Raw genomic sequence first — 26448 nt, 5'->3', positions numbered from 1 at the left:
CGCCAGAAGATTATGCGTTTTCAATGATCTCGTAAGAGTGTGTCATTTCCACCCCCGCTCCGAGCATCAAGCAAACAGAGCAGTACTTTTCAAGACTGTCTTTCACCGCAGAGGCCACCCGGCTTTCATCAAGCGCTTTACCTGTCACGACAAAGTGAATATTGATTTTGGTAAACAGCTTCGGTGCTTGCTCACGGCGTTCAGCACTTAGCTCAGCCACACAAGAAACCACCTGCTGTGCACCTTCTTTCAGTGCTGCGACCACGTCGACAGAGCTACATCCGCCCGCTCCCATCAGCACCATTTCCATTGGACTTGGGGCATTTGCACCACCGTTTCCATCCATCACAATGCTATGGCCGGAATTTGAGAGTCCGAGGAAGGTCTCGTTTCCACACCATTTGACGCTTGCTTGCATTTCTTACCTCCAATTACTTTCAGGGTCGTGATCTTGTCCACGTTTTTAGCCTTTAATAGGGACCTAAGTCCATATCAAAATCAAGAAATCGTGCTGGAAAAAGGATAAACTCAATGACTCAAACAGAGAGCTTGTAGCCTGACTGCCGACACTTTATGCTATCCAACGGACTTGTGCCGCAGGACGGTGGGCTAAGGAAGACTCATCAGGCAACAACTGCAGAGGAAATGAGATATATGGTTCCAGGAAAACCTCAAACAGACCCAACACTAGAGTGGTTCCTTTCACACTGCCACATTCATAAGTACCCTTCGAAAAGTACTCTTATCCACGCGGGTGAGAAAGCAGAAACGCTGTACTACATCGTGAAAGGCTCTGTGGCAGTACTGATCAAGGATGAAGAAGGCAAAGAGATGATCCTCTCTTACCTCAACCAGGGCGACTTCATTGGCGAACTGGGCCTATTTGAGGAAGATCAGGAGCGTACCGCTTGGGTTCGCGCAAAATCTCCATGTGAAGTTGCAGAGATCTCATTCAAGAAATTCCGCCAGCTGATCCAGGTTAACCCAGACATCCTGATGCGCTTGTCTTCTCAGATGGCTCGCCGTCTGCAAGTGACCAGCCAGAAAGTCGGTGACTTGGCGTTCCTGGACGTAACCGGTCGCATCGCTCAGACGCTGCTGAACCTGGCAAAACAACCAGACGCAATGACCCACCCAGACGGTATGCAAATCAAGATTACCCGTCAGGAAATCGGTCAAATCGTTGGCTGTTCACGTGAAACCGTTGGCCGCATCCTGAAGATGCTGGAAGAGCAGAACCTGATTTCTGCACACGGTAAAACCATCGTGGTATACGGTACTCGCTAAGAGCACCCAGTTTAAAAAGAAAGCCACCGTTTGTGCGGTGGCTTTTTTGTTTGCAGCGTGATCACAATCACGGCGATTTTCCTGCGAATGTCATCATTCAGTGCTAATTTTCAATGCAAGCTATGTATGCATTCGCATGCAGTCGTTGTATTAGGGAACATCGGCATGGACATGGAAATCCAACACTTTTCATCATCAACTCAACAACCGCCAATTTCCGTCACACCGGGGCATCTCAGCACCGAAATGACCGGATTCAGCGACCCATCCCACTATCATATCCAGCGTATGCTGGGCGAAGACAGACGCCGTTTTGATGCATCTTCAAATGATGAATGGCCAACCTCACTGACTTCCTAGGCTGGCTCACCACATCCAACGCGTTTACTGATCGGTACTTTCGAAGATCTTATCTGCTGACGCTTCGACAAAACCTTGGTAGAGCGAACCATCTGCCAACGGGTAACGCTTGGCGAATTCGTAGAAGCCACCAGGGATGTTTTGTTCGCCATCGCTGAAAGCCACACTCACTTTGTCAGCCATGGTCGAAGACTGCTCAAGGCACACTTCAGGGCTACCCTTCACTTCTCCACCAGACTCGTTAATCGCAAAGCCAGACTGGCGCAGAAGGTCATTCACACCTTTTACTGTGTCGAGCGTGCTCAGCTGATTCACACTGACTGTAAAGTGGTTAGCACCAAACCCGTGTGCTGACAGCCAACCTGCATATTCACTTTCATCGGCCAGTTTCTTATAGGTATCAAAGTCGATATCCCACAGGCGACCACCGTACATAAAAGCAGGATCATTCAAGGCACCCTCATCGACCTGGTCCACCAGCGAGCGGACAGCCAGTTGAAGTTCAGATGAACATTGCCCCACCAACAGCTCACTGATGAAGACCTTGGGCGCATCCGGGTTAGGATGTTCAAAATGGCGCGCAAACAGCTTTTTGGCTTTGAATTCGTACTCACCCTTTGGCTCGTAGCCTAAGGCAATGAAAGGGGCTGCCAATCTGTCTAGGCCTACTTTTGGCAGCGCAAAGGTGCGCAGCGCAATGTGGTCATTCAGTAGCGGTGTCCCCTCTTCCAGCAAGTGATGCACCTTCGCAGCCGAAGGACACAGACGTGCAGTATAATCTTTCCAAAGTCCGTCGAATAAAGCCTGAACGCGTTCCATCACATCCTCCTGAATGCTTGTGATTACGGAATATTAAAGCGAGAGCCCCGGGCTCAACTGCGAGGGCAGTGAAACGTCTTCACCTTCCATAGATGCCATCGGGTAAGCACAGTAGTCAGCCGCATAGTAAGCGCTTGGGCGAAGATTGCCTGACGCACCAGGGCCACCAAACGGTGCATCGCCGCTTGCACCTGTCAGCTGTCGGTTGCGGTTCACGATGCCTGCACGAATGTGGTCGAGGAAGTATTCCCATTCAGTATCATCGGTGGATACCAGACCCGCAGACAACCCATAGCGAGTGTCATTGGCAAGTTCGACGGCCTGCTCCAGCGAATCATAACGAACCACCTGTAGTAGCGGACCGAAGTATTCTTCATCTGGCAGCTCAGCAACCTGGCTGACTTCAATGATGCCTGGAGACACCACAGCATCGTGCAGCAACTCTGCTTTCAGCAGCGATTCGCCACCGAGAGATTCAAGATTCGCCTGCGCCGCCAGAATACCCTCTGCGGCGCGGACAGAAATCTGAGCGCCCATAAACGGGGCTGGTTCATCAAACTGACCACCGACACGGATATTCTTGGTCATCTCGACCAAACGGGAGACCAAGGCATCACCCTTGCCACCCTTAGGCACATAAAGTCGACGGGCACAGGTACAACGTTGACCTGCACTGATAAAGGCTGACTGGATGATGGTGTAAGCCGTGGCATCCACTTCGCCATACTCATTGGAAATCACCATCGGATTGTTGCCACCCATTTCGAGTGCCAGCATTTTGCCCGGCTGACCTGCAAATTGGCGGTGCAGGATATGTCCAGTATTGGCACTGCCGGTAAACAGCAGGCCATCAATGCCTTTTGATTGTGCCAGCGCTTCACCGGTTTCACGGCCACCCTGAACCATGTTGATCACGCCTTCCGGCAGACCCGCTTCAATCCAAAGCTTAAGGGTCTCTTCGGCCGTTTTCGGAGTCAGGTCTGATGGTTTGAACACCACAGTGTTACCCGCCAGCAATGCTGGAACAATGTGACCATTCGGCAAATGCCCAGGGAAGTTATAAGGGCCAAACACGGCCATCACACCCAGTGGTCGGTGACGCAGCACCGCTTGTGTGCCCGCAACATCTTTTGCGCGCTCACCGGTACGTTCCTGATAGGCACGCAAAGAGATACCGATTTTTCCGACCATGGCTGCTGCTTCTGTACGGGTTTCCCACAGCGGTTTACCGGTTTCTTCCGCAATCACTTTCGCAATGTGCTCGCTATTTTCTTTTACTTTTTCTGCGAAACGCTCCACAAGCGCCTGACGCTCGGTAAACGGCGTTTTTTTCCAGCTGATAAACGCACATCGCGCGGCATCAACGGCCGTTTCTACTTGCTCAGGCGTGGCCGCTTTGCCGGACCAGACCGCTTCGCTGTTAAATGGGTTGAGCGATTCGAATACGTCGCCTTTACCCTCAATGGCTTTGTTCTCAATCCATTGTGTCATTGATCGTCTCTCCTAAACCGACACCAGACGCACGGTATCTCCATCTTGTACAAACAGCGCTTCTGCCACTTCCTTACTGATAAGCACTTCATTGCGCTCTTCATCAACACCAACCTTGGTTGCGGTGGCGCGAAAGTTTTCAAAGTCACTGTTACAAATCAGGTAATCCTGTGCGCTGCTGTGCTCGGCGATCTTCACTCTTGCGGTGAATGACCGACGAATAGAATCTATGTTCTGGCGAAGACACTCTACCGTTGGGCCCGCATCGAAAATGTCGACGTAGCCGCGGCAAGTGAAACCTTCTTTTTCGAGAAGGCGAAGTGCCGGACGGGTTTTCTCATGCACCTGCCCAATCACCTCGCGCGCTTCTTCACTCAAAAGACTCACGTAAATAGGCAGCTTAGGCATCAGGTCAGCGATGAAGCCCTTCTGACCAGTCCCCGTCAGGTAATCTGCCAAGGTGAAATCAATCGAGAAGAAATGTTCTTTAAGCCATGCCCAGAATGGCGAATTGCCATCTTCATCAGACACACCGCGCATTTCTGCGAAGATGACGTCGGAGAATTTTTCTGGGAACTGGGCCAGCATCAGAAAGCGACACTTGGACAGCAATTTACCGTTCAGTCCCTGACGGAACTCAGGGCGCAGGAACAGGGTGCAAATTTCCGTCGCACCCGTGTAGTTGTTCCCGAAGGTCAGCACTTCCACCACGTTATGCACATCCAGACGACGTGAATGGTGAACGATTTTGCTGATGTGATAGCTGTAAAACGGGTTATCCAACCCAATAGCTGCTTCAATGCCGGTGGTGCCTGCCACTTCGCCGGTTTCGGTGTCTTCCGCTACCATGAGGTAGCCTTCCATACCCGGTGCTTGCGCGTTACGGGCGAAACTCTCCACAGAATGGTCAATGCGACCTTTGATCAGTGTTTCATCCACTGGCAGAGAAGTGAAACCATGTCCGGATTCCTCAGCACATAGCATGAGTGCGTCAAAATCGGTTTCTCTGATTGGGCGAATTACCAGCATCCTACTTCCTCCTGATGCGATGGGTGGTCAAAACCTCGGGCGATCACGCCGCCGTCAGTTTTGCCAGTGCACGATCCAGTCGCGCGAGACCTTCTTCTGCTTCTTCTTTGGTGATGACCAGTGATGGAGTCATACGTACCACGTTGGTACCGGCAACCAATAACAGCAAACCTTCTTCGCCAGCAGCCAGCAGCACATCACGGGCACGCCCTTTCCACTCTTCGTTGAGAGCGGCACCGATCAGCAGGCCTTTGCCGCGAATTTCGCTGAACATATTGTATTTGGCATTCAGTGCTTCCAGTCCTTCGCGGAACCAACCTTCGCGCTCTTTCACGCCAGCCAATACTTCCGGCTTGCTCACCTCGTTCACCACCGCTTCTGCAACAGCACATGCCAGCGGGTTACCGCCGTAAGTGGAGCCGTGGGTACCGACTTTCATGTGGGCAGCCAGTTTTTCAGTGGTCAGCATGGCACCGATAGGAATACCGCCGCCGAGGGATTTCGCCGTGCTCAGGATGTCTGGCGTTACGCCAGTTTGCTCATATGCATAGAAAGTACCTGTACGGCCATTACCGGTCTGAACTTCATCGAAAATCAGCAGAGCATTGTGCTTGTCACACAGCTCACGAACACCTTGGACGAAAGCAGGGTCAGGTGTGACGATACCGCCTTCACCTTGAAGTGGCTCCATCATGATGGCGCAGGTCTTGTCAGACATAGCCGCAGCCAGTGCATCCAGATCGTTGTATGGCAGATGGCTAACGTCGCCCGGTTTTGGTCCGAAACCATCAGAATAAGCTGCCTGACCACCCACTGTGACGGTAAAGAAGGTGCGGCCGTGGAATCCTTGGGTGAAGGCGATGATTTCGCTCTTCTCTGGGCCGTGAACATCTACCGCCCAGCGACGTGCCAGCTTCAGGGCTGCCTCGTTGGCTTCCGCACCGGAGTTGGCGAAAAAGACGCGATCAGCAAAGCTCACTTCGGTCAGCTTTTTCGCCAAGCGCAATGCTGGAGCGTTGGTCATAACATTACTCAGGTGCCAAAGCTTTTCAGCCTGAGTTTTCAGTGCATCTACCATCACTGGGTGGCAATGACCCAAACAACTTACGGCGATGCCACCGGCAAAATCGATGTATTCACGATCGTCCTGATCCCAAATACGAGCGCCCTTGCCTCTGTCCGGGATCATATTCATGGGTGCATAACATGGCACCATCACTTCATCGAACAGTTTACGTTCTACTTTATGTTCGGCTGTCATCGCTCATATCCTTCTGTCGATTCTGCTATAAGCATAGTATTTACATTTCATTAACCGCATCAATAGCAGAAAATTTTATAATCTAGCGCAATAAACTATGGGAAATTCACACAAGTGCCATATTTATGCGTGAAGAAGGGTAAATGATTAATAGAACAAGCGGTAAGACTGTCTTTCCTGTTGGGAAATAAACGAGAGATGGCACGAAGGGAGTGAATAAGGTTTCACTGTTAACAGCAGGAAAACGGCGAAACAAAAATGTAAAAAGAGTGATGATGATCGGCTTTCAACACAGACTCGGAAGGTCAACAGCCCCTAGATTATAATCAATCGCGGGTAAGGAAGTTCTGTAGCAGCTGATGGCCTTGCTCAGTCAAGATACTTTCCGGATGGAACTGCACGCCTTCAAGGTCGAGGGTTTTGTGGCGGATCCCCATGATTTCATCGAACCCACCATCTGCTTCCGTCCACGCGGTGATTTCAAAACAATCCGGCAACGAGTCAGCTTCCACAACCAGAGAGTGGTAACGCGTCACGGTTAGCGGATTATTGAGCGATTGGAACACACCACCATCGCGGTGAACCACAGGGCTGGTTTTGCCATGCATCACTTGTTTGGCGCGAATGACCTTACCGCCAAACACCTGAGCCAGCGCCTGATGCCCCAAACACACGCCAAGAATCGGCAGTTTTCCGGCAAAGTGTTCAATGGCCTGGAGGGAGATACCGGCATCATCTGGCGTGCAAGGGCCAGGCGAAATGACCAAATGTGAGGGTGCTATGGCTTCGATGTCGGCAAGGGTGATGGCGTCATTGCGGTGGACTTCCACTTCGACACCCAACTGACAAAAGTACTGATACAGGTTGTAAGTAAAAGAGTCGTAGTTATCAATAATCAGCAGCACAGTCGTTCCCATCACGTCCTGCCCGCCAAACATCAGCGGGACTGGGCGCAAATGCTAACACAGGCTTATTCGCACTGCATCAGAACTCGTTGATAGGAAGAATAGGCGTTGGCCAGGGCGAGGCGAGCCAGTCGAAATAGAGTCGGCATAGCTCTTCACTGTTCTCGTCGAGAATATGAATAAGCCTTGGGTCAGCCAGGGTTCCTGCCTCTTGGGAGAGCGTCGATATTGCCGTTTTAACCCGTTCAGACACACTGCCTTCCAAACCCTCGATTTCCATGTCGATAGCTTCTGCAACGGTAACAACGCGACACTCTTCCGGGATTTTCTCTGCTTCTATTTCAGGAAACCCCGAGCCATCCCACCGGGTATTTTTGTACGTCAACAAGGTAGCAGCGACACAGGCAAAACCTTTGGTGGCCTCTGATAGCAAAAGTAAACTCCGGCTTTCTGCTGTCGTGTTGTTGCCACCATCATCCCAAAGCTCGCCAATCTGGCAAAGCGGATAAGCCAGGCCAATGTCCTCAGCTTTGGATTTGGTGAGACCGTATTTCACTGCCAGCCATTCACAAAATTTGGCAACACGGGGCGCAGTGATTTCCACATAGTTATTGTGAAGTGCGGCTACCGCGGCGATCTGGTTAATCACCAACTGATAGTTTTCGCGCATGATGGTGGCTCGCGCCTCACCGAGCAGATTGGCAACACGGCTTTTCACCAACTCAGGTGAAACTGGCTTGATGAGAAAGTCTGCCGCGCCGCTTTTCAGCCCTTCCACTTCGCTTTGGTATTCATCAAGCGCCGACACGATAATGATAGGAATATGGCTAACCGCCTTTTCATTTTTCAGCGCGCGACATACCTCGTAGCCGTTCATTCCTGGCATCATAATATCCAAAAGAATCAAATCCGGGCGTTGTTGCATTGCCAGCTCTATGGCCCGCTCGCCACTTTTAGCGAAGATAAGCGTGTATTGATCCTGCAGGATGGTTCGCATCACATGCAGATTGCTCGGTTCATCGTCGACCACAAGCACTTTATACGCCATAGCCTTGTACTCCCGTGTTCTGTGACATCGGCATCTGCTCTGTCACGGCCAGAATCAAACGGTATGCCTCATCCAGCTCAAAGCTTTCAATAGATGCCACAAACTGTGACAGCAAGGGTGGCGAGACAAATCCCGCCATCATTGGCACCAATTCTTTGTATAGCTCGTCGTCGTACTGCCCTTCTGCGAGCTTGCTGACGAACATTTCGGTTTTGCGTTCAAACAGTTCTTGCGGCATTTTGCTGACTAAGGAATCGTCTTCCAGTTCATGCGCTCTGACACCCAGATAAGCCAATGCACGATCAAACGTTTCTTCCAGCATGTGGCGCAGCAGTTCGAGTTTGGACTCTGCTTTCACCACGTCCCCCGCTTCCACATAGCCCAAGAGCTTTGCTATCCGCAGTTCAACAGCTGGGAAACCGATACATTTGGCTGCTTCTTTTGCCTGTTTCAGCAAAGGCTCCAGTGCCTCGGGTTGCTCCTTCAGCAAGTGACGAATGGTATCCGGCAGATCATTGTACGTAGCATGAAATTCGCGGATGACACTCAGAAGGATGTCGGTCGTTGGCCAGTGCTGGAATGCCCAGGCATCATCAAACAAGTCAACATCCTCATTGGGAGGATTAAGCACTGCGATGTTATCAGCAGAGTCCCCACCGCAGCATTTCGCCAGCATGCCGAACACATCACTGCTGATAAATGGTTTATCAATCGAGAAATCAAAGCCCAGCGTCTGCCACTGGTTGTCTGTGGTCGGGTCGACGGCCAATTTCATTGCGACAACCTTGAGCGGTTCCTCCCGGCACACCAACGCCCAACTGCGCAAGGTTTGCGGTGTAGGATAGTGCTCATCACTAAGGTAGGCATCCAGGAACACCACATCCACGGGCTGAGTTTTCAACACGTCTTCTGCTGACTCAAGATCAGTAAAAGTCAGCACTTTTACCCCTTGTCTCAGCAACATGTCACGAAGCTCCTGCTGGTTACGCTGAACATCATCGATGACCAGAACTTCCAGCGCAGGAAGCGCAAAGTTCACAGCAGGTTCATCGCTCATTCTGGAGGAGCTTTGCGCGGGAATGAGTGGCAGGTCAGCATACACCACGGAGCCATGAATCGATTCACCATCAAACCAGAGATGACCACCCATCAATTCGATCAGTTGTGTCACCAACGTAGCGGAGAGCGTTTGCCCGGTATTTACTGCTTCATCTTCCTTCGCTGCTTTCTGATTATGCGCATAACTCGCTACCGCAAATCTCACCACATCATTAGTAGGCAAAACATGAAGCGCCACATTGCCCTTTTCAGTTTTCGTCAGTGCACTTCGCATCAGGTTTTGCAGCAGCTGCTTGATACGACGCGAATCACCGACGTAGTGTTCCCACAGCGCATCGTTGTAATGAAGGCTAACGTGAAGGTCACGGGCTTGCACCGTCTCGCGGGCAATAAATTCAATCTGCCGACAAAGCTGCACCAACGAGAAATCAGCAATGTCGAGCGGCAAGGATTGGCTTTCCAATTTCGACGTATCAAGAATGTCGTTGATGAGTTTCAGCAGACTGTTACCAGACTCGCGTATCACTTCCAAATGATGGCGATGTGCTGGACTGGCCGCTTCTTCAATCAACACTTCCGTTAACCCAAGAATGGAGTTCATCGGCGAGCGGAATTCATAACTCATGTTGGCCAAAAAAGAGGCCTTAGACTGGGTTGCTTTCTCGGCAAGTCGCAGCTTTTCCTCGAACTCTTCTTCGGCTTCATGCTTCTCGGTGACATCGATAATGACACCGTCAATCCAGGTACTCCCGTCTTCGGCACGGTAGCTATGTCCGATTTCCCAGAACCATTTCTGCTCGTCGTCACGGGTCAGGAATCGGTACTCACAGTCATATTTGCCGTTGCGACGAGAAGCCAGCTCTCGCACCTTGCGATAGCTTGCGGTATCGCTTTGATGGATACGATCGACAAAATGAGAAACACCATTTTCTCCTGTCAGGATTGAGGCACTGTATCCAGTGAGCGACTTCGCCGCATCACTGATATAGACGATATGCCGGGTTGCCCCTGTCATTTCCCTGAACGCCATACAAGGCAAATTGGATACCAGCGCACGGTACTGTTTGGCATTTTCGCGAAGTGCCCAAGCCATGCTGCGCTGCTCTGAAATATCTGAAATCACGGCAACAAACTCATGCTGCCCTTGTGATTCGTGGTGTCCGATAGATAATCGGACCGGGAGCTGCGACCCATCACGCCGCTTTGCCGTGACTTCACGCACTGACCCCACCACTGCCGAATCCACGCGACGTTCCAAGTAATTGTGGATATACATGTCGTGCCGATGCTGGTGTTCATCTGTCACCAGCATGCGCACATTTTTACCCAGCACTTCTGAAGTATGCCAACCGAAAATCCGCTCTGCCGAGTGGTTGAAATAAGTGATGTTACCCTTTCGATCGATAGCAATGATGGCTTCAGTTGCCGTCTGGAGAATAGACGTCAGTTGTTCTTCTCGCCGGCTGTGCAGACGCGCTTCAGCATGACTGCAAAGCCAGGCGTTCGCCAATTGATTGAACACAACAACGAACATCGCCAGAAATGCCTGAACCAACACCACATCGAGGATGGTAAACAAGACGGCTTCGTCGCGAATAGGCTGGCGAGACAACACCACAGCATCGGTTGATGCCAGAGCCATCACCAGCGACGCCACAGTAAAGCTTGCGCCACTCAAAAGGCCTGCCGTCAGATTCCTGTCCCAGAAACCCGTTTTCACCGAAGCAAAGCGGCTCCATATCGCCACGGTGACGAGAAACCCTGCTATTACCACAGCAAAACTGTAGATAGCCGCGTCCAATTGGGAGATAGAGGCGAGATTAACGCCGGTAAAGGCGAGCAAGTTTTGCAGCACCAGCGCAGTCATGATAAGGCCAGAAGCCATCAACAGTCGGAATGGGCTATTTTTGCCGAACGCAATCATCCTAAGGGCGGAGAAGTTCAGCCCGAATGTCAGTAACAATGGCAGATAGAGCAATGAAGGCTGGAAGCCGAGAGATTGATAAGTCGGACTGGCAGTGACGTTCGCCACATGCACCAAAGACATGCTGACCGTTAGCGTGAGTGCATTCACCGGCACTGGAGATACCTTTAGCCAAGGCAGCTTTTGCTCTTCCAGTGGACGATGGATAAATGTCATGGCGGCAGCAATAAAGGCTGCCATGGCCGCCAATAATTGCAGCCAGGGATCAATATACCCCGTTGGCAGCAATTGCTCGCTCGCCGCGGGTAACAGGAACATCGACAGTGATTCAATGATCGACATGAAAGCTTCCGAAGCCAAAATGGTGATGCCTCACCTGTGCACTGACAGCCGGAATTTCTCGGGTGCCTGACACGCAGCATCACAAATACAAGACATTGCTTTGTCCATGAGACACTTCTAAAGCTTAGTCAAGATTCTGCAGGCAACCCATTAAAAGGTCGGAAAAAAACAGGCTCCCGAAGGAGCCTGTGGCAGGATAAGTCGACGACTATTTGATCTTACACTGGAATCCTTTAAACACAGCGCGTGTATTTTCTTCCAGCACTGCGTCACCACAAGGGATGGCGATAAAGCCCCACAAGCGGTAGCCCAGCTCAACGGTATCGCCGTAACTCACGCCGAGTTCTTTCAGGAACTCGCTGTTTTGATTGTATTTGCGATTAGTTTTCCAACGCAGCCACGGACGATCTTCGTCAACATAACCATTCACCGTTGGCTGAACCCAGAAGATGCTCTTGTTCTTGAAGCGAAGTTTGAACTTCTGAACCGGATCTGGGTAGTTCAGACTCACAATTACAGGGTCGTGATCTGAAGAGGAATATGGGTTAGTCGATTTGACCAAATCACCGGTGAAGCGGCCTGAGTACTCAAACAAGGTGCTTTCCACCGAGTTAATGTGCCAGTCTTCCACGCCAGTGACTTTCTCAAGTAAGCTGGCATTACCGACTGCATGGTCAAGGCTGCCCAGTTCACCATCGAAGGTGTAAGAAAAGGCTTCTTCACCCAACACATAGCTGGCAAGGTTGATGTAACCAAAACCATCACCCACTTCACGCGCGGTTTCATCCAAAGTTTCACCGGCGATAGAAGTCCCTGCTGCGGTCACAATTTTACGCTCTGCAGTGTCTGCATCGTAATCCGTCATCACACGCATTGGATCTTCCTGGCCGTAAGCATTGAAGTCACCCAAGGCGATGATGTCACCTTCAACACCTGCCAGTGCATTACCCAGAGTTTCTGATGCTGAAACGCGGAACTCGTTACAACGACCCTGAAGATCTGCCGGGTCATCGTCAAATTCACCGGCGACCCAATCTTCGTAACAACCTGACCCCTTAGACTTGAAGTGGCTGACCGCAATTGACAGGCTTTGATCTTTCACACCAAAGGTTTGCAGCAAGCTATCACGCTGGAATTTATCCAACTGACGAGTTTCACCGTCCGGGCTTTCACCACTGATATGTTGCTCTGGCATACGGACAACCGTTGCATCACCTTGAAGTGATACTTTTGCCGGTCGATAAATCAGTGCCACCTGAATCGCATCACTGCCAAGGAATGCACCTTCCGTCAGATCAGCCTCTGCCGGAGTGACAAACGCATAGTGATCTGCCTCATCGGCAAACTGGCTATTCAACTCAGTCACCAGATTCGCCAACGCGCCATTTTCACCAAAGCCATTGTTTTCGATTTCCATCAGACCGACGATATCAGCGTCCATGGCCGTCAAAGCATTCACGATTTTCACCTGTTGCAATGCAAACTCAGCGGCGTCTTTCGTACCACGGTTACAACCACGCGATGCATCAGCATCTGCCTGATCATCACACGTCACGTTCAGATCACCGCCAATCGCACTGGCACTGGTGAAATAGTTCAGTACGTTGAAGCTTGCGACTTTCAGGTTGGTACCATCAAATGTTTGAGGCGCCGCAGTACGGTCTTCTTCACGCACGAAATCACTCGCCACCAGCTCATTGGTCACCACCAGACGGTAATCACTGAAGCTATAGCCAACAACACCTTCAAGGTTGGTCACAGTATCGCCGATACGAATGTAACCTTGTTCTGCATCCAGACCTGGGAAGTAAGGCACCACACCATCCGGTGCTTTCAGATCAGACTCTACAAACAGTTGATTGGCATCGTTCGCTGCTGCCAAAGCCGCGGCTTCATCAGAACCTGCGATGTAAAGCTGGGTCGGTTTGAAGTTTGGCGCTTCGTATGACAGCACCATATTGTTTCGGAAAGCGTCGAAGTCGAAACCGAAGTTACGGGTGACAACCAAATCGCTTTCCTGTGTCAGACGCACTTTCATGCCTTCGTGACGCTCAAGCGCTTCATCCAGTGTTTCGCCGTCTTCTACCGCGAAATCAGTCACTGGCAGTTCACCCACCGTATCAATCACTTCCCACTGCTTGTCAGTGGCATCCAGTTCAGTCAGGTTGAAGAACTCTTTCACCGTACCCGCGACACACACTTGCATACCCGGTTCAATGCCCTGCGGCGCATCACCCGTGAAGATGAATAAGCCGTCAGAGGTCGCGCTATCACCATCGCCATTGGCATCTTGCAGCCAGAAACCTTTGTAGAGGCTTTCGGTAACCGCTGTTACCACACCTTCAACATAGTAGGTTCCTTCTGCTTCAAAGCTGCCATCCGGTACCAATGGGCTGCGATCACCACTGCCTTGAATCGCATAGGTTGGCGTCAAGGTTTCACCTTCACAGCTGAAGGTTCCGCCACCTCCACCACCGCCATCACAAGCGTCAACACCGCTACAACCCAGACCATCAAAAGTATTTTGTGCGAAAGATTGCCATTCCACTGAGGCGTCAAACGCCGAAGACGCATCTGTGCGACCGGTGCTGCCGTCGATACGGCGCAGCGTCACATCTTTTCCGTAGTTACCACTGTTGCCTAGCTGCCCGAGGCTGTCGAGCACGTTATCGTTTTCATCAACCAACGCCACCACGTCATTGCCATTGAAAGAGAGCGAACCAGAAGTTTGCTGGCTGACGTCGGTGATTTCGCCCGTCGCACTGCTGTTAGCAACTACGTAGCTTTCACCCGCCGCCAATGTGCCGGAAAGCGCAATTGTATTGCCAAAACTGGTGGCACCATTGAAAGCCAATCGGAGCGAGAGATTGTCAAGAGAAGCATCCACTGAACCTGTGTTGGTCAGCTCAACCGCTTTATTGTTGGATGAGCCTTCGACATATTCAGTGATGATTACATCAGCACTGACAGGAAGTGCTGCACTGAGAGCTAGAGCCAAAGGGCTCCATGTAAAGATCTTCATTTGCTGTCCTTATTTGCGAGTGAAGTCATAAACACTGCAAATGATTTAACATCTCGACATGTCATTTAAGTGATGAGATCCCCAAGTTTGTATTTCAGGGCTGAGACGACACTCAATAATCAGGACGGCGTTCCGTAATCAACAGTTTCAGGTAACAACCAAAATAGGAAAAAGGGAGAGGTATTGAGAGCGAACGTGGCGGGAACAGCAGCGAAAATAAAAAAAGCAGCGATTTCTCGCTGCTTTTTTCAACATTCCAAGCGGTGATTATGGGCGAGCAACAAAGCCTACTGCTTCGTATACTTTTTTCAGTGTTTCAGCAGCACGTGCAGATGCTTTTTCTGAACCGGCTTTCATTACCTGATCCAGATACGCTCGATCAGCACGGAACTCCTGGTAACGAGTTTGCACTGGCTCCAGCATAGCAACCACAGCATCAGCAGTGTCGGTTTTCAGGTGACCGTACATCTTGTCTTCGTACTCGGCTTCGATTTCCGCGAAAGTTTTGCCCGTCGCCACAGACATCAGGCCCATCAGGTTAGCAACGCCAGGTTTGCTTTCCACATCAAACAATACGCGTGGTGGCTCGTCTGAGTCTGTCACCGCACGTTTGATTTTCTTGGCGATGGACTTTGGATCTTCCAACAGACCAATCACGTTGTTGCGGTTATCGTCTGACTTCGACATCTTCTTGGTCGGATCCTGCAAGCTCATCACGCGCGCGCCCACCTGTGGAATATAAGGTTCAGGCACTGTGAATACATCGCCATACAGGTTGTTGAAACGGGTCGCGATATCGCGCGCCAGTTCCAGGTGCTGTTTCTGGTCGTTACCAACTGGGACCTGATTTGCCTGGTACAACAGGATGTCAGCAGCCATCAGCACAGGATAACCAAACAGACCAGCGTTGATGTTTTCTGCATGGCGCGCAGACTTATCCTTGAACTGGGTCATTCGGTTCAGCTCGCCCATTTGAGCATAACAATTCAGAACCCAGCCCAGCTGCGCATGCTCAGGCACGTGAGACTGGATGAAAAGGTTACTTTTCTCTGGGGTCACGCCCACTGCCAGACACAGCGCCAGCGAGTCCAGTGTTGCTTCACGCAGCTTTTCCGCTTCCTGACGAACAGTGATCGCGTGCAGGTCTACGATGCAGTATTGGCAATCGTAATCATCCTGCATTTGCTCCCACTGACGCAAAGCTCCAATGTAGTTGCCGATACTGAGTTCGCCTGATGGCTGAACACCGCTAAGTACAATGGGTTTGGTCGTAGGATTACTCATGTTCTTTCTGTTCCTGTCAGTCAATTCAGCCAGCATCTCTGCTGGCTGTCATTTCGAGAAATAAGTCGAAGCTTTAATTTACGCTGTTTTTTCGGTGCTGAGAACCGTTAAAAGCTGGTTGAAGTGGTCAGCGACAAATTCCGGAGCACTGTCGCTGATTGGCTCACCATAGTTATATCCGTAAGTCAGACCTACAGAAGCGTAACCTGCATTTTTCGCGGCGAGGATATCGTTTTTCGAGTCACCCACCATCAGCACGTTTTCATTGTTCAGATTGTGCTTGTCACGCAGGCTGAGAAGACCTTCCGGGTCTGGTTTGTTGGTAGGCAGAGAATCACCGCCAATCACGTCAGTAAAGAATTGCGCCAGATCCAAGTCTGCCAGTATTTCCGGTACAAACTGATAAGGCTTATTGGTGACGATGCCCAGTGTGTAACCTGCTGCTTTCAGTTCGGTCAGCGTCTCTTTTACACCCGGGTATACAATGGTTTTGTCATGGCCGTTGTTTGCGTAGTGGAAATCAAAACGCTCACGGACTTTTTGATACAGCGCTTCATCAATATCCGCCTTAATGGTCACGCTCTGGCTTAAGGCACGCTTAAGCATGATTTCTGCCCCGTTGCCAATCCAGTTGCGTACTTCATCGTCTGTTGGCGAATGAAGATCGTGGTCAGCCAGTGCCATGCGAATACCTTCCGCCAGATCCGGCACGCTATCTACCAGCGTTCCATCAAGGTCAAAGGCAATGTATTTGATGTCGTCAAAGTTTACCGTCACGGTTTATTTTCCTACTTTGCTCAGTTCCGCGCGCATTTCGTCTATCACAGCTTTGTAATCCGGCTGACCGAAGATAGCCGAGCCTGCTACGAACATATCTGCGCCCGCTTCTGCGATTTCACGGATGTTATCTACTTTTACGCCGCCGTCGATTTCGAGGCGAATATCGCGACCGCTTTCGTCAATACGACGACGCACTTCGCGCAGTTTATTCAGGGTTTCAGGAATGAAGGACTGGCCACCAAAACCCGGGTTCACAGACATCAGCAGAATCATGTCCAGCTTGTCCATGACGTGATCCAGGTGGTGCAGTGGGGTCGCAGGGTTAAATACCAAGCCCGCCTGACAGCCATGCTCTTTAATCAATTGCAGGCTGCGGTCGATATGCTCACTCGCTTCCGCGTGGAAGGTGATCATGTTGGCACCGGCTTTGGCAAAGTCAGGGATGATGCGATCAACCGGCTTCACCATGAGATGAACGTCGATTGGCGCAGTAATGCCATAGTCGCGCAGCGCTTTACAGATTGGTGCACCAAAGGTGAGGTTCGGTACATAGTGGTTGTCCATCACGTCGAAATGCACCACGTCAGCACCTGCTGCCAGTACACGTTCAACATCTTCACCTAAACGTGCGAAATCCGCCGAGAGGATCGACGGCGCAATGAGAAAATCCTTCATCCTATAGCCTCACTGTAAAGTGCCCATTTGCCGGGCGTAGCGATTACCTGAAATTCGCCGCAATTCTACCCGATTGCGTAGCGTCTGTCTTATCAGATCCTCTGATTCAAACCATAACCCCTGAATTTTGAAGCTGGGACAGACGGCTACCTTTCCCCTGTTCTAAGCTGGGATTAACAAACGAGAACAAAGAAGAAGACACAATGGAAAATGAAAAACCGCAGCAGGAAAAAGTGGGTTTACTGGATGTGGTGAAAAGTGTGTTTGCGGCAATGTTTGGCGTGCAGTCAGACAAAAACCGACAACGCGATTTTCAGCAATCCAGCATGGTGCCTTATATCATTGTCGGTTTTGTATTTGTCGCTGTGTTTGTGCTTGGGCTGATGGGCTTGGTTTCGCTCGTTACGCCAGATTAAAGAAGCTCGGATAGGTCTGGGGCAAATAGCGCCAGCAATTCGTCCACTTTATTGCGCCCACCACCGTTACGGCTGATGGTACGTTTCACCTTCACCATATTGAAGTGAGAACCGTGATAGAGGCTTCGGGTCAGCGCCGTATCGTGATTAGAAATCAACACCGGAATGTTTTTCTCGATGCTCACCTTACGAGCCCACTCGCCCAGCAATGCTTGATCGTCCAAGCTAAAACCGCCACTCGCATAGGTCGTGAAGTTGGCTGTTGTCGACAGCGGGGCATAAGGCGGATCGCAGTAAATTACGCTGCCACGACGGGCATTTTTAAAGCTCTGCTGATAGCCTTCACACACAAAAGTCGCTTTCTTCGCCTTCTCTGAGAAAAACTCCAGCTCAGCTTCTGGAAAGTAAGGCTTCTTGTATGAACCGAAAGGCACATTGAAGCCGCCTTTTTTGTTGTAACGGCACAAACCGTTGAAACCGTGGCGGTTCATATACAGAAAGTAAAGGGAGCGAAGGTAAGGGTCTTTCGTCTGGTTAAACTCTTCACGGATCGCCAGATACGCCGCTTTTTGGTTGTACTCTTGTGTAAACAGTCGCTTAGCGTCTTCAATGTAGCGCTCTGGTTCCTGTTTAAGAAGATTGTAGAGATTAATCAGATCCGGATTGATGTCAGCCAGACGATATTGGTCATAGTCTGTATTGAGAAATACAGAGCCTGCGCCAACAAATGGCTCAATCAGCTTTTTTCCTTCCGGCAGGTGCTTGCGGATATCGTCGACCAGAGAATATTTACCTCCGGCCCACTTAAGAAAGGCACGATGCTTTTTCATTAATGTGTATCCACCACCACTGCTGCTCGAAAGGTGGCGGATTGTATCTCATTTTTAACCATCAATCAGCGTAAATTCGTGCCCTGTCTTCATCAAGGCGGGTTAGTTAACCAGTCCGATTTCTTTGTGGATCTGAACGAAAGATTTAGCCCACGGCGTCAGTGCCTGAATATTGGCCGGAAGCTGCAATTCTGCACGACGCGCATCAGCGACCGTTGGGTAATCACCCAACAACACCATAAACCAAGGCTCACCGTTACGGCGGGTTTCATACACCAGCGCGCGATCAGTAATCGTATATTCTTGTAAGAACTCAGTCACTGCCTGCTTGGATTGTAATGCTGCCAGCTGCAGTGCGTAACGCGATTCTGGCACCGTCAATAACAACTGGTTCGCCAGAGGGACATCAGCATTTGATGTCGGTGGTGATAATGGTGCAACCGCTTCAGTTTCTTCAGTCACGACTTCTGCTGTCGCTTCTGGCTGTGTTGGCTCAACACGCACAGTAGTTTCGGCAGGTGGCACCAATTCTGGTATAAGCGGCTGTTCAACCGCGCCAGTACCATCTCCACCAACCGCTTGCTCATCGATGATGGCATCGACCACACGGTCTGGCACCACAATACGGCGGTTTTCATCACGACGGCCCACTGTCATGCCTTCTACTGAAGGGCTATCCGGCAGGGCTACATCGTCATCGTTGACTTCAGCATTGGCATTGAGGGACTGCTCACCGCTTTCCTCTTCTCCTTGCTGGGCTGCCATTTCTTTTTCTTTCTCATCAAGAATGGCTGAGAGTTCTTTTACGCCTTCCGGCAGCACAGATTCGGCCGCTTCTTCTGTCGAAGTCTGTGGATTCAGTGCCCACCACACCAAGCCACCACCCAATGCTAGCAACACCACCACCAGCAAAATCAAAGGGAGGGGTGAACGACGTTTCTTTTCTTCCATTGCAGCGGTCTCCTGCTGTTCCAGCCCTCGAAGGGCTCCGGGTAAAGAAGGCAATGATGCCGCTTTTTGTTTCAGCGCTCTTCGCTGTGCGGCATCGAGTTGACGACTGACCATCATCACTTCGATGAACATTTCTCGTTCATTATCAGCCAGCGGGGTGATCTCCAGCTCCAACGGCTTCACACCCTGGCCATAAGACACTTTGTGAAGCCATTTGTTGAGCTTGCCACGCAGGCTGAATAACAGGATATTAATCTGCCAGTTATCACGTTGCTGCGCTTCGGTAACCAATGCCCAAAGCTCTGCGATGAGGTTGGCACTCAGGCGCTGCGCGTCATCTATCACCACCAAACAGTGCACGCTTCGGCCTTCCAGCATGTAGTCGAGGCTTTGCAGCATCGAATCTTGCTCGTTGAAGACACCATCACGCACAATTTGCCTGAGAATAATGGCACGATGCTGGGCATCCTGCTGACTTGGATTACAGATTAGAAGAGATTGGATGGGTTCGTTTGCCCAGTTTTCGAGGTATCGTTCACTGAGCCACGTTTTCCCCGCCCCTGGCTCACCAGTGACCTGAACGAGGTTGGAGCTGAATCGGGTAAGAAATTGGATTCTAGATAAAAGTTGGATCTGGCTATCCAGATCCAACGCAATCATTTCATGGGAGCCTGTCATATACAAACCCGCTTAGTGTGTCTTGATGACCTCAGCAAGCGTTTCAGGAGTCACGTTTGCAACCACCTCTGCAGTACCAATCGATGTTGGCAGCACAAAGCGAAGTTGCCCGGAAAGCACTTTTTTATCGCGTTTCATGTGTTTAATAAACGCATCATAGCCCATGGTTGAGGGTGCTTTCACGGGAAGATTGGCTTTTTCGAGCAAGGAAGTGATACGGCTAACATCTTCTTGTGTCAGCAATTGTTGGTGGACTGCGGTGACCGCTGCCATCACAGTGCCCGCAGAAACGGCCTCACCATGCAACCAGTTGCCGTAGCCCATTTCTGCTTCAATGGCATGCCCGAAAGTGTGTCCGAGGTTCAGCAAAGCGCGGACACCGGATTCCTTTTCATCTTCTGCCACCACATCTGCCTTAATTTGGCAGCAACGTTTGATGGCGTACACCAAGGCTTTAGCATCCAAGGCGTTGAGTGGCTGGTAGTTGTCTTCCAACCAAACGAAGAATTCTGGATCGGCGATGATGCCGTATTTGATGACTTCTGCCATACCTGCTGCAAACTCGCGTTGCGGCAAGGTTTTCATCACATCGATATCGATAACAACCGCTTTCGGTTGATAGAAGGCACCAATCATGTTTTTACCCAGAGGGTGATTCACTGCAGTTTTACCACCAACAGAAGAGTCCACCTGGGAAAGTAAAGTGGTTGGAACCTGAATAAAGTCCACACCACGCTGATAACAAGCTGCGGCAAAACCGACCACATCACCAATCACACCACCGCCCAAAGCAACAATCAGCACATCACGGCCGTAATTGCCTTCAAGCAGAAAGGTATTAATGGTGTTAAAGGTATCGAGGGTTTTGTATTGCTCGCCATCAGGCAAGGTCAACAAAGCTGGCTCACCGCCAGCTTTGTTCAAGGTATCCAAAAGAAGGTCCGCATAAAGCGGTGCGATGGTGTCATTGGTGACCACCACCACGCGACGTCCTTGAGCTTCAGAAAAATACGCGGGATCGGAGAGTAATCCTGCACCGATAGAGATAGGGTAGCTTCTGTCGCCTAAGCTTACGTCAATCCTTTCCATGGAGTTCCTTTATTGATTAGTGATTTTCCAGCAGTTCGATGATCTGATTTGCCACAACCTTGGCGCTTTGATCATCAGTACGCACTACATAGTCTGCAATTTCTTCATACAGAGGATTACGCTCGCCCGCCAGTGATTCCAATACCTCACGTGGCTGCTCAGTTTGCAGCAAAGGACGTTTTTTATCGCGCTGAGTACGTGCCAGTTGTTTCTCAATGGTGGTTTCAAGATAAACCACGATACCACGAGCAGACAGACGGTTACGGCTCTCTCGGCTCTTGATTGAACCACCACCGGTTGCCAGAACGATACCTTGTTTTTCAGTCAGGTCGTTGATGACGTTCTCTTCGCGAACGCGGAATCCCTCTTCACCTTCAACATCGAAAACCCATGCAATGTCTGCACCTGTGCGCTCTTCGATCACAGTGTCAGAGTCGAAAAATTCCATGTGTAGTTGTTGTGCCAGGTGTCGACCAATTGTGCTTTTGCCAGCCCCCATTGGACCTACAAGAAAGATATTTCGTTTTTCAGCCATTTTAAGCAGTTTACGCGCGGTTAATGAAAACAACACCGCCCGCAGGCTCGCAATCAGAAAGCCCGAGGCGCCAAATTCCTCACAGTATATTCGTGATCAGACCAAAAATTATCTCAGGTAGACTGGGCGTTTGGCAACTTAAAATACGTTTCGCCTTGCCTTTAAATTCCTGCCAGAGGCTCAAAAGGACAAGAAAAGGGCAGAAACCCACATTCACCGTAGACCTCTGCCCTTGTTACGCATTCCCGCTCCAACCATGGTTAAACAGATGAATTAACTCAATTTACTGCGCCATAATCCTTGGAGTAACAAAGATCAGAAGCTCTCGTTTACCCATGGTTTCATAGTTGCGGCGAAAGAGTTGACCAAGCCCAGGGATATCACCCAACAATGGCACCTTATCGACGCCTTCCATCATTTCGTGTTGATAAATCCCGCCAAGTACGACTGTTTCCCCGTCATTCACCAGCACCTGAGTACCAATACGTTGGGTATTAATGGCCATTGCTTCGCCAGTACCTGCTTTTACAGTACCTGCAGGTTTGTCCTGAGTGACCTGAAGATCAAGGACCAGTCTGCTATCTGGCGTAATTTGTGGTGTCACTGACAAACTGAGTACCGCCTTTTTAAAAGACACTGCAGCCGCACCGCTTGAAGATGCTTCCAAATAGGGTAGCTCTGTGCCTTGTTCGATATATGCAGCGCGTTTGTTCGTCGTTAACAGGCGGGGACTGGAAATAATTTCAGCGCGCGACTCAGCCTGCAGCGCAGACAGCTCAAGATCGAGTAATAAATCTTTACCTAAGTTCGCGACCGAGAATGCGATACTACTTGCGTTTGGACTCACAGCTCCCAAGTTGACATTAAGCAGGTCATCCAGAATCAACTCGTCAGGCTCATTGTCTGCCCCAAAATCTATCCGGTCAGAGTGCTGCCAGTTACCCTCAATTGAGCCGCCCGTCGTGAAGTTACCGTTTTGACTGTTAATTCCCCACCGAACGCCAATTTCTTCAAGCGTACCTTCATCCACAGTCACGATACGCGCCTCTATCTCAACCTGGTCGACCGGAATATCCAGCGAATCAATCATCATTTTTACGACGTCGATGTTATCAGCCAGATCTTTAATCACCAGTGAATTGGTGCGTGGGTCGACGGCGATACTGCCACGCTCGGACAACAGACTAATGCCTTCATCATCATCTTCACCACTGCTGCCCCCACCAATCATTTCTTTCAGGTCGACGGCGTTGGCATACTTAATCTGAATCACTTCTGATCTCAGTGATGCGAGTTCGCGCTCCTGACGACGTTTTTCAAGTACTAGACGTTCCTGTTCATCCAGTTCCACTTTTGGAGCTACAAGCAGAATGTTCCCCATCTGGCGCTTATCCAAACCTTTGACATTCAAAATAGTCTGCAGCGCCTTTTGCCACGGCACATCGTCCAGTCGTAACGTCAGACTGCCCTGCACGGAGTCGGATACGACCAGGTTGAACCCGTTGTGCTCAGCCACCATCTGCAACACAGAACGGACAGGAATATCTTGGAAATTGATGGAGATATTTTTGTTTTTCTTGCTTTTCTCAGCATCAAATTTCTTCGCTGAAGGCAGAGAAGCAAAAGGGAAAATTTCTACTGTCAGCACGTTGCTGGTCTGGTAATAGTCATACCCGAAGTGCCCATCTGTTAGTACTGTCAGTTCAACATCATCATCAACAGGCTTAACATCCAGATTCGCCGTTGCCTTTCCGATATCCTGAAGGCTGCGGACGCCCACCAGATTGTCTTCTACCGATGTGCCTTTAAGGCTTATCGACAAAGCGCCGTCGCTTTTTGTGAAATTGGTGACCACGGATTTATCTTCAAGAGACAGTGCCAGCAAGGTTTTTCCATTCTCCCCTGCTTTGACCTCAATATTTTGAAGCTGATTGGCCGCAATCGACCAAGGTGTCGCCACGACTGCGGCTATCACCATCAGGCTGCGACAAAGCGCCCCCAGCCTTAGACTACGGCATCCTTTCCCCAGGCTTATCATGAGTTACCCTTTTTAGTTTTTGTTGAGTGCCAATCTAACGTTACGTACCTGCCAGCAGCCAAGTCCGTCAGGCAAGTGTTCTGTGATAGAGAGCGTGTGTTGACTGATACTGTCCACACGCCCCCGATTGTTGCCGAGCATACGCCCCAATCCAACGCGGTGAATGCTTTCATCGGGCGCTGCGACCAATGCCCAATAGCTCCCTGGCAGTCCAATAACTCCCTTAAACTCGAGTGACGATAGCTCGTAGCTCTCGAGTGGGTCTTTACCTGGGAGATCTTCCGGCTGCCAGCAGTCTCCTTTCACCAACTCCTCTTCTTCCATGGCTATCGGCAGCACGAAAGGGTCGGTGTCGATACCTGGGTCAAAAGGCGTAGGGAAGTAAGTCGGTTCAGGCGGAAGCGGTGTTGCTGTTACCTGGGCTGCCGCATAGGTCTGGACGATAAAGCGTTCGAGGTCCTGCGTTTTGGGCTCCTGCATACAGCCGGAAAGCAGGATCACACTTAGCATCGCAACTTGGTATCTCATTGCGAAACCTCCTCTTGCTTCTCATAGCGATAGGTATGAGCCCCTACCGAGAAACGCAATTGATCAGTTTTATCTTTCTCACGTAACAGCGTGAAATCCTGGAGGGCGACGATACGTGGTAATCTTGCCAGTGCGGCCGAGAACTGGCCCATGTCTGCATACTCACCAGTGAGTTCAATATCCAGAGGCACCTGATACAACCAGCCAACATGCTTTCCTTTGTTCCAGTTGAGCTTTTCGAAATTGAGGTTGTACTGAAGTCCGGTGTCGTTGATGCCGGCAAGCAGCAAAGCTAATTCATCTTCCGCAGGTAACTGTTTAGTCAAGTGGCTATAAAATTTCTGCAACTCTTCCAGCTGTTCATCAACATTCGGAAGCGCCGCCACTTGTTCTGCCTTAATGCGAAATTGTGTCCGCAGCAAGCTCTCATCTTGTCTGGCTAGCTCGACTTCTTGCTGTGCAGGTAGGACAACAAAAAATACCGCTGCCGCCAGCACAATGATGCCCAGCACTCCCAACAATACGTTCTGCGCAGTCGCTGACCATTCGGGGATTTCATCGATTTCCCAATCGCGCCAATCAGCGCCCATTGCTGTCCTCCTTCGGCAATTCCAGCGTCAAGTAATCGGTAAGGTCAAACGTCGCGCGAAAATTCTTGGCGACCAGAGAAGACTGCGCAGTGTTATTGATGATGGAATGAATTTGCACATTCTTGGCACCCGAATCCGATTCCAGCAAAGCTAACAGGCTGGCGAGCTTAGCGTTATCCCGGCTGCGTCCTTCAATCGTCACTGTTCCCGCTGCCATTGAGACTTTATCCAGCACCACGCCATCCGGCGTAATTTGTGGCAAGAGATTGAAAAGCAAGGTGGCATTATTGCGCTGTTTTTGCAGCGAGTTGACGAGCGTCAGGCGGCGGTGAAGTTCATCGCGTTCGACTTCACGTTTGGCAAATTCCCTGAGCGTGGCATTCAGTTCATTGATTTCCTGCTGAAGACGCGCATTTCTCGCTTCCTGAATAGTGAGTTGGTTATAAACAGTCCAACGGCCACCAATCACACACAAGGAAACCAGAACGAGGACCAACACAGATTTGTTCATAAAGCGTCGGCGTATTGCCTGACGCTGCATTTCACGCCAAGGAAGAAGATTAATACTAATGTTCATCCATCACTCCGCGCAAAGCGAGCCCAATAGATGTTGACCAGGCGGCAGCTGACTCATTCAGACCATCAACAAGCTTTGGTGAATAACTCAGCCCCTGAAGCGGATTCAATGCCCTCACTCTCCAACCAAGCGCCGCTTCCAGTTTGAAAATATCGATCTTTTTCGCCCCATCTCCAGACAACCAAACTGTCGAGACCTTGATCCCTTGAAGCTGAGTGGAAGCCAGTTGATACTGCCGCTGTATAGTCTCTGCCAGTTGCTGTGTATAAAGCGCCCTTAGCTCTTCTGCACCCGCATCCGTTTGTTCAAAGGGCACGGGAAGCTCTCGGTAGAATTTGCCATCACTGGCGTCCCCTAAACAGATTTGTAAGCGCTCAGTTCCGACATCCACCATCAACGAAGCCCCCGCATCAGGCCGGGACGTCATATGCTGTTTATAGAGTCGCATCAGTGCATGGGTTTGGAGTTCAATCACCGACAACGAAAATCCTGCTGATTTCAAGCCTGACAGCGTATCTTTCAGCATGGGTTTACGGCAGGCATAGACTTCAACACCGTCATTTTCGGGAAGTGGGCGGAAGTCATAGAGCAACTCATCCATCGGTAACCCAAGGCTTTCGCTAAGTTGAAGCCCAACCTGAACGTACTGTTCGTGTTCTGGAATATCGAGGGCTGCGGGGAATCTCTTCATCGCCACGTTGCTTTGCGGCACACCCATGATCTGGGCCTGCGGCCAGTTCCAAGGCACACCACACGCTTTTCTGAGCTGCTTTTTTACCGATTTAAGGGAGTCATCTAAGGAGGATTGTCGCGGTGCAACAACGAGAGCCTGAAGCTTTAATGCCTTGCCACGTTTTTGGATTATGGCAGCGCGAACAGAATGTGCGCCAACATCGATCCCCATAGCGGTTTTTCCAGCAAACATTTGAA

The 26448-nt window shown here is 50.4% G+C and carries 24 protein-coding genes; 3 read left to right on the top strand and 21 right to left on the bottom strand.

The features are described from left to right. Positions 1 to 10: 10 nt before the first annotated feature. Positions 11 to 418 (bottom strand): OsmC family protein, encoded by a 408-nt coding sequence (locus GCE9029_RS22325; protein WP_062667059.1) that lies wholly within the window; start codon positions 416 to 418, stop codon positions 11 to 13. A gap of 236 nt (positions 419 to 654) precedes the next feature. Here GCE9029_RS22325 and crp point away from each other — a divergent pair, with 236 nt between their 5' ends. Both crp and GCE9029_RS22315 read left to right on the top strand, forming a co-directional pair. Beyond that, on the top strand, positions 655 to 1287 hold the full coding sequence (gene crp / locus GCE9029_RS22320; protein WP_002535199.1) for a cAMP-activated global transcriptional regulator CRP: 633 nt from the start codon (positions 655 to 657) through the stop codon (positions 1285 to 1287). A gap of 126 nt (positions 1288 to 1413) precedes the next feature. Further along, entirely contained in the window at positions 1414 to 1647 is a 234-nt protein-coding gene (locus GCE9029_RS22315) for a hypothetical protein (protein ID WP_231870184.1), read from the top strand. Positions 1648 to 1671: 24 nt separating this feature from the next. On the opposite strand, the gene GCE9029_RS22310 is transcribed toward GCE9029_RS22315, so the two are convergent. The 11 genes from GCE9029_RS22310 to rpe all read right to left on the bottom strand — a co-directional run bounded on the left by GCE9029_RS22310 (position 1672) and on the right by rpe (position 17286). Further along, the gene (locus GCE9029_RS22310; protein ID WP_062667055.1) at positions 1672 to 2466 is read right to left on the bottom strand and encodes a DUF1338 domain-containing protein; all 795 of its coding nucleotides are present in this window, start codon (positions 2464 to 2466) and stop codon (positions 1672 to 1674) included. A gap of 33 nt (positions 2467 to 2499) precedes the next feature. After that, positions 2500 to 3957, bottom strand: a complete 1458-nt coding sequence (gene astD, locus GCE9029_RS22305; protein ID WP_062667052.1) for a succinylglutamate-semialdehyde dehydrogenase — start codon at positions 3955 to 3957, stop codon at positions 2500 to 2502. A 12-nt stretch (positions 3958 to 3969) separates the two neighbouring features. Beyond that, positions 3970 to 4986, bottom strand: a complete 1017-nt coding sequence (gene astA, locus GCE9029_RS22300; RefSeq protein WP_062667050.1) for an arginine N-succinyltransferase — start codon at positions 4984 to 4986, stop codon at positions 3970 to 3972. A 43-nt stretch (positions 4987 to 5029) separates the two neighbouring features. Beyond that, positions 5030 to 6247: an aspartate aminotransferase family protein gene (locus GCE9029_RS22295; RefSeq protein ID WP_062667047.1), complete on the bottom strand. Its 1218-nt coding sequence runs from the start codon at positions 6245 to 6247 to the stop codon at positions 5030 to 5032. 326 nt (positions 6248 to 6573) lie between these two features. Then, on the bottom strand, positions 6574 to 7152 hold the full coding sequence (locus GCE9029_RS22290) for an aminodeoxychorismate/anthranilate synthase component II (protein ID WP_062667131.1): 579 nt from the start codon (positions 7150 to 7152) through the stop codon (positions 6574 to 6576). 79 nt (positions 7153 to 7231) lie between these two features. After that, positions 7232 to 8200: a response regulator gene (locus GCE9029_RS22285; RefSeq protein ID WP_062667045.1), complete on the bottom strand. Its 969-nt coding sequence runs from the start codon at positions 8198 to 8200 to the stop codon at positions 7232 to 7234. Continuing rightward, positions 8190 to 11525, bottom strand: coding sequence for a PAS domain S-box protein (locus GCE9029_RS22280; protein WP_062667042.1), 3336 nt, complete (start codon positions 11523 to 11525; stop codon positions 8190 to 8192). Before GCE9029_RS22280 ends, GCE9029_RS22285 begins: the two co-directional genes overlap by 11 nt. A gap of 208 nt (positions 11526 to 11733) precedes the next feature. Continuing rightward, positions 11734 to 14547, bottom strand: a complete 2814-nt coding sequence (locus GCE9029_RS22275) for an ExeM/NucH family extracellular endonuclease (RefSeq protein ID WP_062667040.1) — start codon at positions 14545 to 14547, stop codon at positions 11734 to 11736. Between the two features lie 267 nt (positions 14548 to 14814). Next, the gene (trpS, locus tag GCE9029_RS22270) at positions 14815 to 15831 is read right to left on the bottom strand and encodes a tryptophan--tRNA ligase (protein WP_062667038.1); all 1017 of its coding nucleotides are present in this window, start codon (positions 15829 to 15831) and stop codon (positions 14815 to 14817) included. Positions 15832 to 15909: 78 nt separating this feature from the next. Continuing rightward, positions 15910 to 16608 carry a phosphoglycolate phosphatase gene (locus GCE9029_RS22265; protein ID WP_062667036.1) on the bottom strand — a complete coding sequence of 233 codons (699 nt, stop codon included), beginning with the start codon at positions 16606 to 16608 and terminating at the stop codon, positions 15910 to 15912. Positions 16609 to 16611: 3 nt separating this feature from the next. Next, complete coding sequence (rpe, locus tag GCE9029_RS22260) at positions 16612 to 17286, bottom strand: ribulose-phosphate 3-epimerase (protein ID WP_062667034.1); 675 nt, start codon at positions 17284 to 17286, stop codon at positions 16612 to 16614. A gap of 203 nt (positions 17287 to 17489) precedes the next feature. Between rpe and GCE9029_RS22255 the strand changes: the two genes are divergently transcribed. Next, positions 17490 to 17702 carry a DUF2970 domain-containing protein gene (locus tag GCE9029_RS22255; protein WP_062667032.1) on the top strand — a complete coding sequence of 71 codons (213 nt, stop codon included), beginning with the start codon at positions 17490 to 17492 and terminating at the stop codon, positions 17700 to 17702. Here GCE9029_RS22255 and GCE9029_RS22250 read toward each other — a convergent pair. The 9 genes from GCE9029_RS22250 to pilM all read right to left on the bottom strand — a co-directional run bounded on the left by GCE9029_RS22250 (position 17699) and on the right by pilM (position 26443). Continuing rightward, complete coding sequence (locus tag GCE9029_RS22250; RefSeq protein WP_062667022.1) at positions 17699 to 18532, bottom strand: Dam family site-specific DNA-(adenine-N6)-methyltransferase; 834 nt, start codon at positions 18530 to 18532, stop codon at positions 17699 to 17701. The two genes, GCE9029_RS22255 and GCE9029_RS22250, sit on opposite strands and share 4 nt — an antisense overlap. Positions 18533 to 18634: 102 nt before the next feature. Continuing rightward, positions 18635 to 20143, bottom strand: a complete 1509-nt coding sequence (locus tag GCE9029_RS22245) for an AAA family ATPase (protein WP_062667129.1) — start codon at positions 20141 to 20143, stop codon at positions 18635 to 18637. Positions 20144 to 20173: 30 nt separating this feature from the next. Then, positions 20174 to 21250, bottom strand: a complete 1077-nt coding sequence (gene aroB / locus GCE9029_RS22240) for a 3-dehydroquinate synthase (protein WP_062667020.1) — start codon at positions 21248 to 21250, stop codon at positions 20174 to 20176. 16 nt (positions 21251 to 21266) lie between these two features. After that, on the bottom strand, positions 21267 to 21785 hold the full coding sequence (gene aroK / locus GCE9029_RS22235; RefSeq protein WP_062667127.1) for a shikimate kinase AroK: 519 nt from the start codon (positions 21783 to 21785) through the stop codon (positions 21267 to 21269). Positions 21786 to 22068: 283 nt separating this feature from the next. Beyond that, positions 22069 to 23823 (bottom strand): type IV pilus secretin PilQ, encoded by a 1755-nt coding sequence (locus tag GCE9029_RS22230; RefSeq protein ID WP_082804418.1) that lies wholly within the window; start codon positions 23821 to 23823, stop codon positions 22069 to 22071. A 12-nt stretch (positions 23824 to 23835) separates the two neighbouring features. After that, on the bottom strand, positions 23836 to 24351 hold the full coding sequence (locus GCE9029_RS22225; RefSeq protein ID WP_062667017.1) for a pilus assembly protein PilP: 516 nt from the start codon (positions 24349 to 24351) through the stop codon (positions 23836 to 23838). Then, a complete protein-coding gene (locus GCE9029_RS22220; protein WP_062667015.1) occupies positions 24348 to 24941 on the bottom strand; it encodes a type IV pilus inner membrane component PilO in 594 nt (197 codons plus the stop codon). The genes GCE9029_RS22225 and GCE9029_RS22220 overlap by 4 nt, the downstream gene beginning before the upstream one ends. Next, positions 24931 to 25518, bottom strand: coding sequence for a PilN domain-containing protein (locus GCE9029_RS22215; RefSeq protein ID WP_062667013.1), 588 nt, complete (start codon positions 25516 to 25518; stop codon positions 24931 to 24933). Before GCE9029_RS22215 ends, GCE9029_RS22220 begins: the two co-directional genes overlap by 11 nt. Next, positions 25508 to 26443: a type IV pilus biogenesis protein PilM gene (gene pilM / locus GCE9029_RS22210; protein WP_197475414.1), complete on the bottom strand. Its 936-nt coding sequence runs from the start codon at positions 26441 to 26443 to the stop codon at positions 25508 to 25510. The genes GCE9029_RS22215 and pilM overlap by 11 nt, the downstream gene beginning before the upstream one ends. Positions 26444 to 26448: the final 5 nt, after the last annotated feature.

The organism is Grimontia celer (genome assembly GCF_900055185.1).
GTDB classification, from domain to species: domain Bacteria; phylum Pseudomonadota; class Gammaproteobacteria; order Enterobacterales; family Vibrionaceae; genus Enterovibrio; species Enterovibrio celer.
Note: the sequence above shows the minus strand (reverse complement) of the source record. Positions and strands in the feature narration are given on the sequence as shown.

Bases quoted from the DNA above. Each gene is read 5' to 3' on its own strand.
- GCE9029_RS22225 (WP_062667017.1), bottom strand. From the start codon at position 24,351: ATGAGATACCAAGTTGCGATGCTAAGTGTGATCCTGCTTTCCGGCTGT.
- GCE9029_RS22280 (WP_062667042.1), bottom strand. From the start codon at position 11,525: ATGTCGATCATTGAATCACTGTCGATGTTCCTGTTACCCGCGGCGAGC.
- GCE9029_RS22245 (WP_062667129.1), bottom strand. From the start codon at position 20,143: ATGATTGCGTTGGATCTGGATAGCCAGATCCAACTTTTATCTAGAATC.
- GCE9029_RS22215 (WP_062667013.1), bottom strand. From the start codon at position 25,518: ATGAACATTAGTATTAATCTTCTTCCTTGGCGTGAAATGCAGCGTCAG.
- GCE9029_RS22325 (WP_062667059.1), bottom strand. From the start codon at position 418: ATGCAAGCAAGCGTCAAATGGTGTGGAAACGAGACCTTCCTCGGACTC.
- GCE9029_RS22250 (WP_062667022.1), bottom strand. From the start codon at position 18,532: ATGAAAAAGCATCGTGCCTTTCTTAAGTGGGCCGGAGGTAAATATTCT.
- aroB (WP_062667020.1), bottom strand. From the start codon at position 21,250: ATGGAAAGGATTGACGTAAGCTTAGGCGACAGAAGCTACCCTATCTCT.
- GCE9029_RS22295 (WP_062667047.1), bottom strand. From the start codon at position 6,247: ATGACAGCCGAACATAAAGTAGAACGTAAACTGTTCGATGAAGTGATG.
- GCE9029_RS22255 (WP_062667032.1), top strand. From the start codon at position 17,490: ATGGAAAATGAAAAACCGCAGCAGGAAAAAGTGGGTTTACTGGATGTG.
- GCE9029_RS22315 (WP_231870184.1), top strand. From the start codon at position 1,414: ATGCATTCGCATGCAGTCGTTGTATTAGGGAACATCGGCATGGACATG.
- aroK (WP_062667127.1), bottom strand. From the start codon at position 21,785: ATGGCTGAAAAACGAAATATCTTTCTTGTAGGTCCAATGGGGGCTGGC.
- astD (WP_062667052.1), bottom strand. From the start codon at position 3,957: ATGACACAATGGATTGAGAACAAAGCCATTGAGGGTAAAGGCGACGTA.
- GCE9029_RS22230 (WP_082804418.1), bottom strand. From the start codon at position 23,823: ATGATAAGCCTGGGGAAAGGATGCCGTAGTCTAAGGCTGGGGGCGCTT.
- astA (WP_062667050.1), bottom strand. From the start codon at position 4,986: ATGCTGGTAATTCGCCCAATCAGAGAAACCGATTTTGACGCACTCATG.
- pilM (WP_197475414.1), bottom strand. From the start codon at position 26,443: ATGTTTGCTGGAAAAACCGCTATGGGGATCGATGTTGGCGCACATTCT.
- crp (WP_002535199.1), top strand. From the start codon at position 655: ATGGTTCCAGGAAAACCTCAAACAGACCCAACACTAGAGTGGTTCCTT.
- trpS (WP_062667038.1), bottom strand. From the start codon at position 15,831: ATGAGTAATCCTACGACCAAACCCATTGTACTTAGCGGTGTTCAGCCA.
- GCE9029_RS22310 (WP_062667055.1), bottom strand. From the start codon at position 2,466: ATGGAACGCGTTCAGGCTTTATTCGACGGACTTTGGAAAGATTATACT.
- GCE9029_RS22285 (WP_062667045.1), bottom strand. From the start codon at position 8,200: ATGGCGTATAAAGTGCTTGTGGTCGACGATGAACCGAGCAATCTGCAT.
- GCE9029_RS22275 (WP_062667040.1), bottom strand. From the start codon at position 14,547: ATGAAGATCTTTACATGGAGCCCTTTGGCTCTAGCTCTCAGTGCAGCA.
- GCE9029_RS22220 (WP_062667015.1), bottom strand. From the start codon at position 24,941: ATGGGCGCTGATTGGCGCGATTGGGAAATCGATGAAATCCCCGAATGG.
- rpe (WP_062667034.1), bottom strand. From the start codon at position 17,286: ATGAAGGATTTTCTCATTGCGCCGTCGATCCTCTCGGCGGATTTCGCA.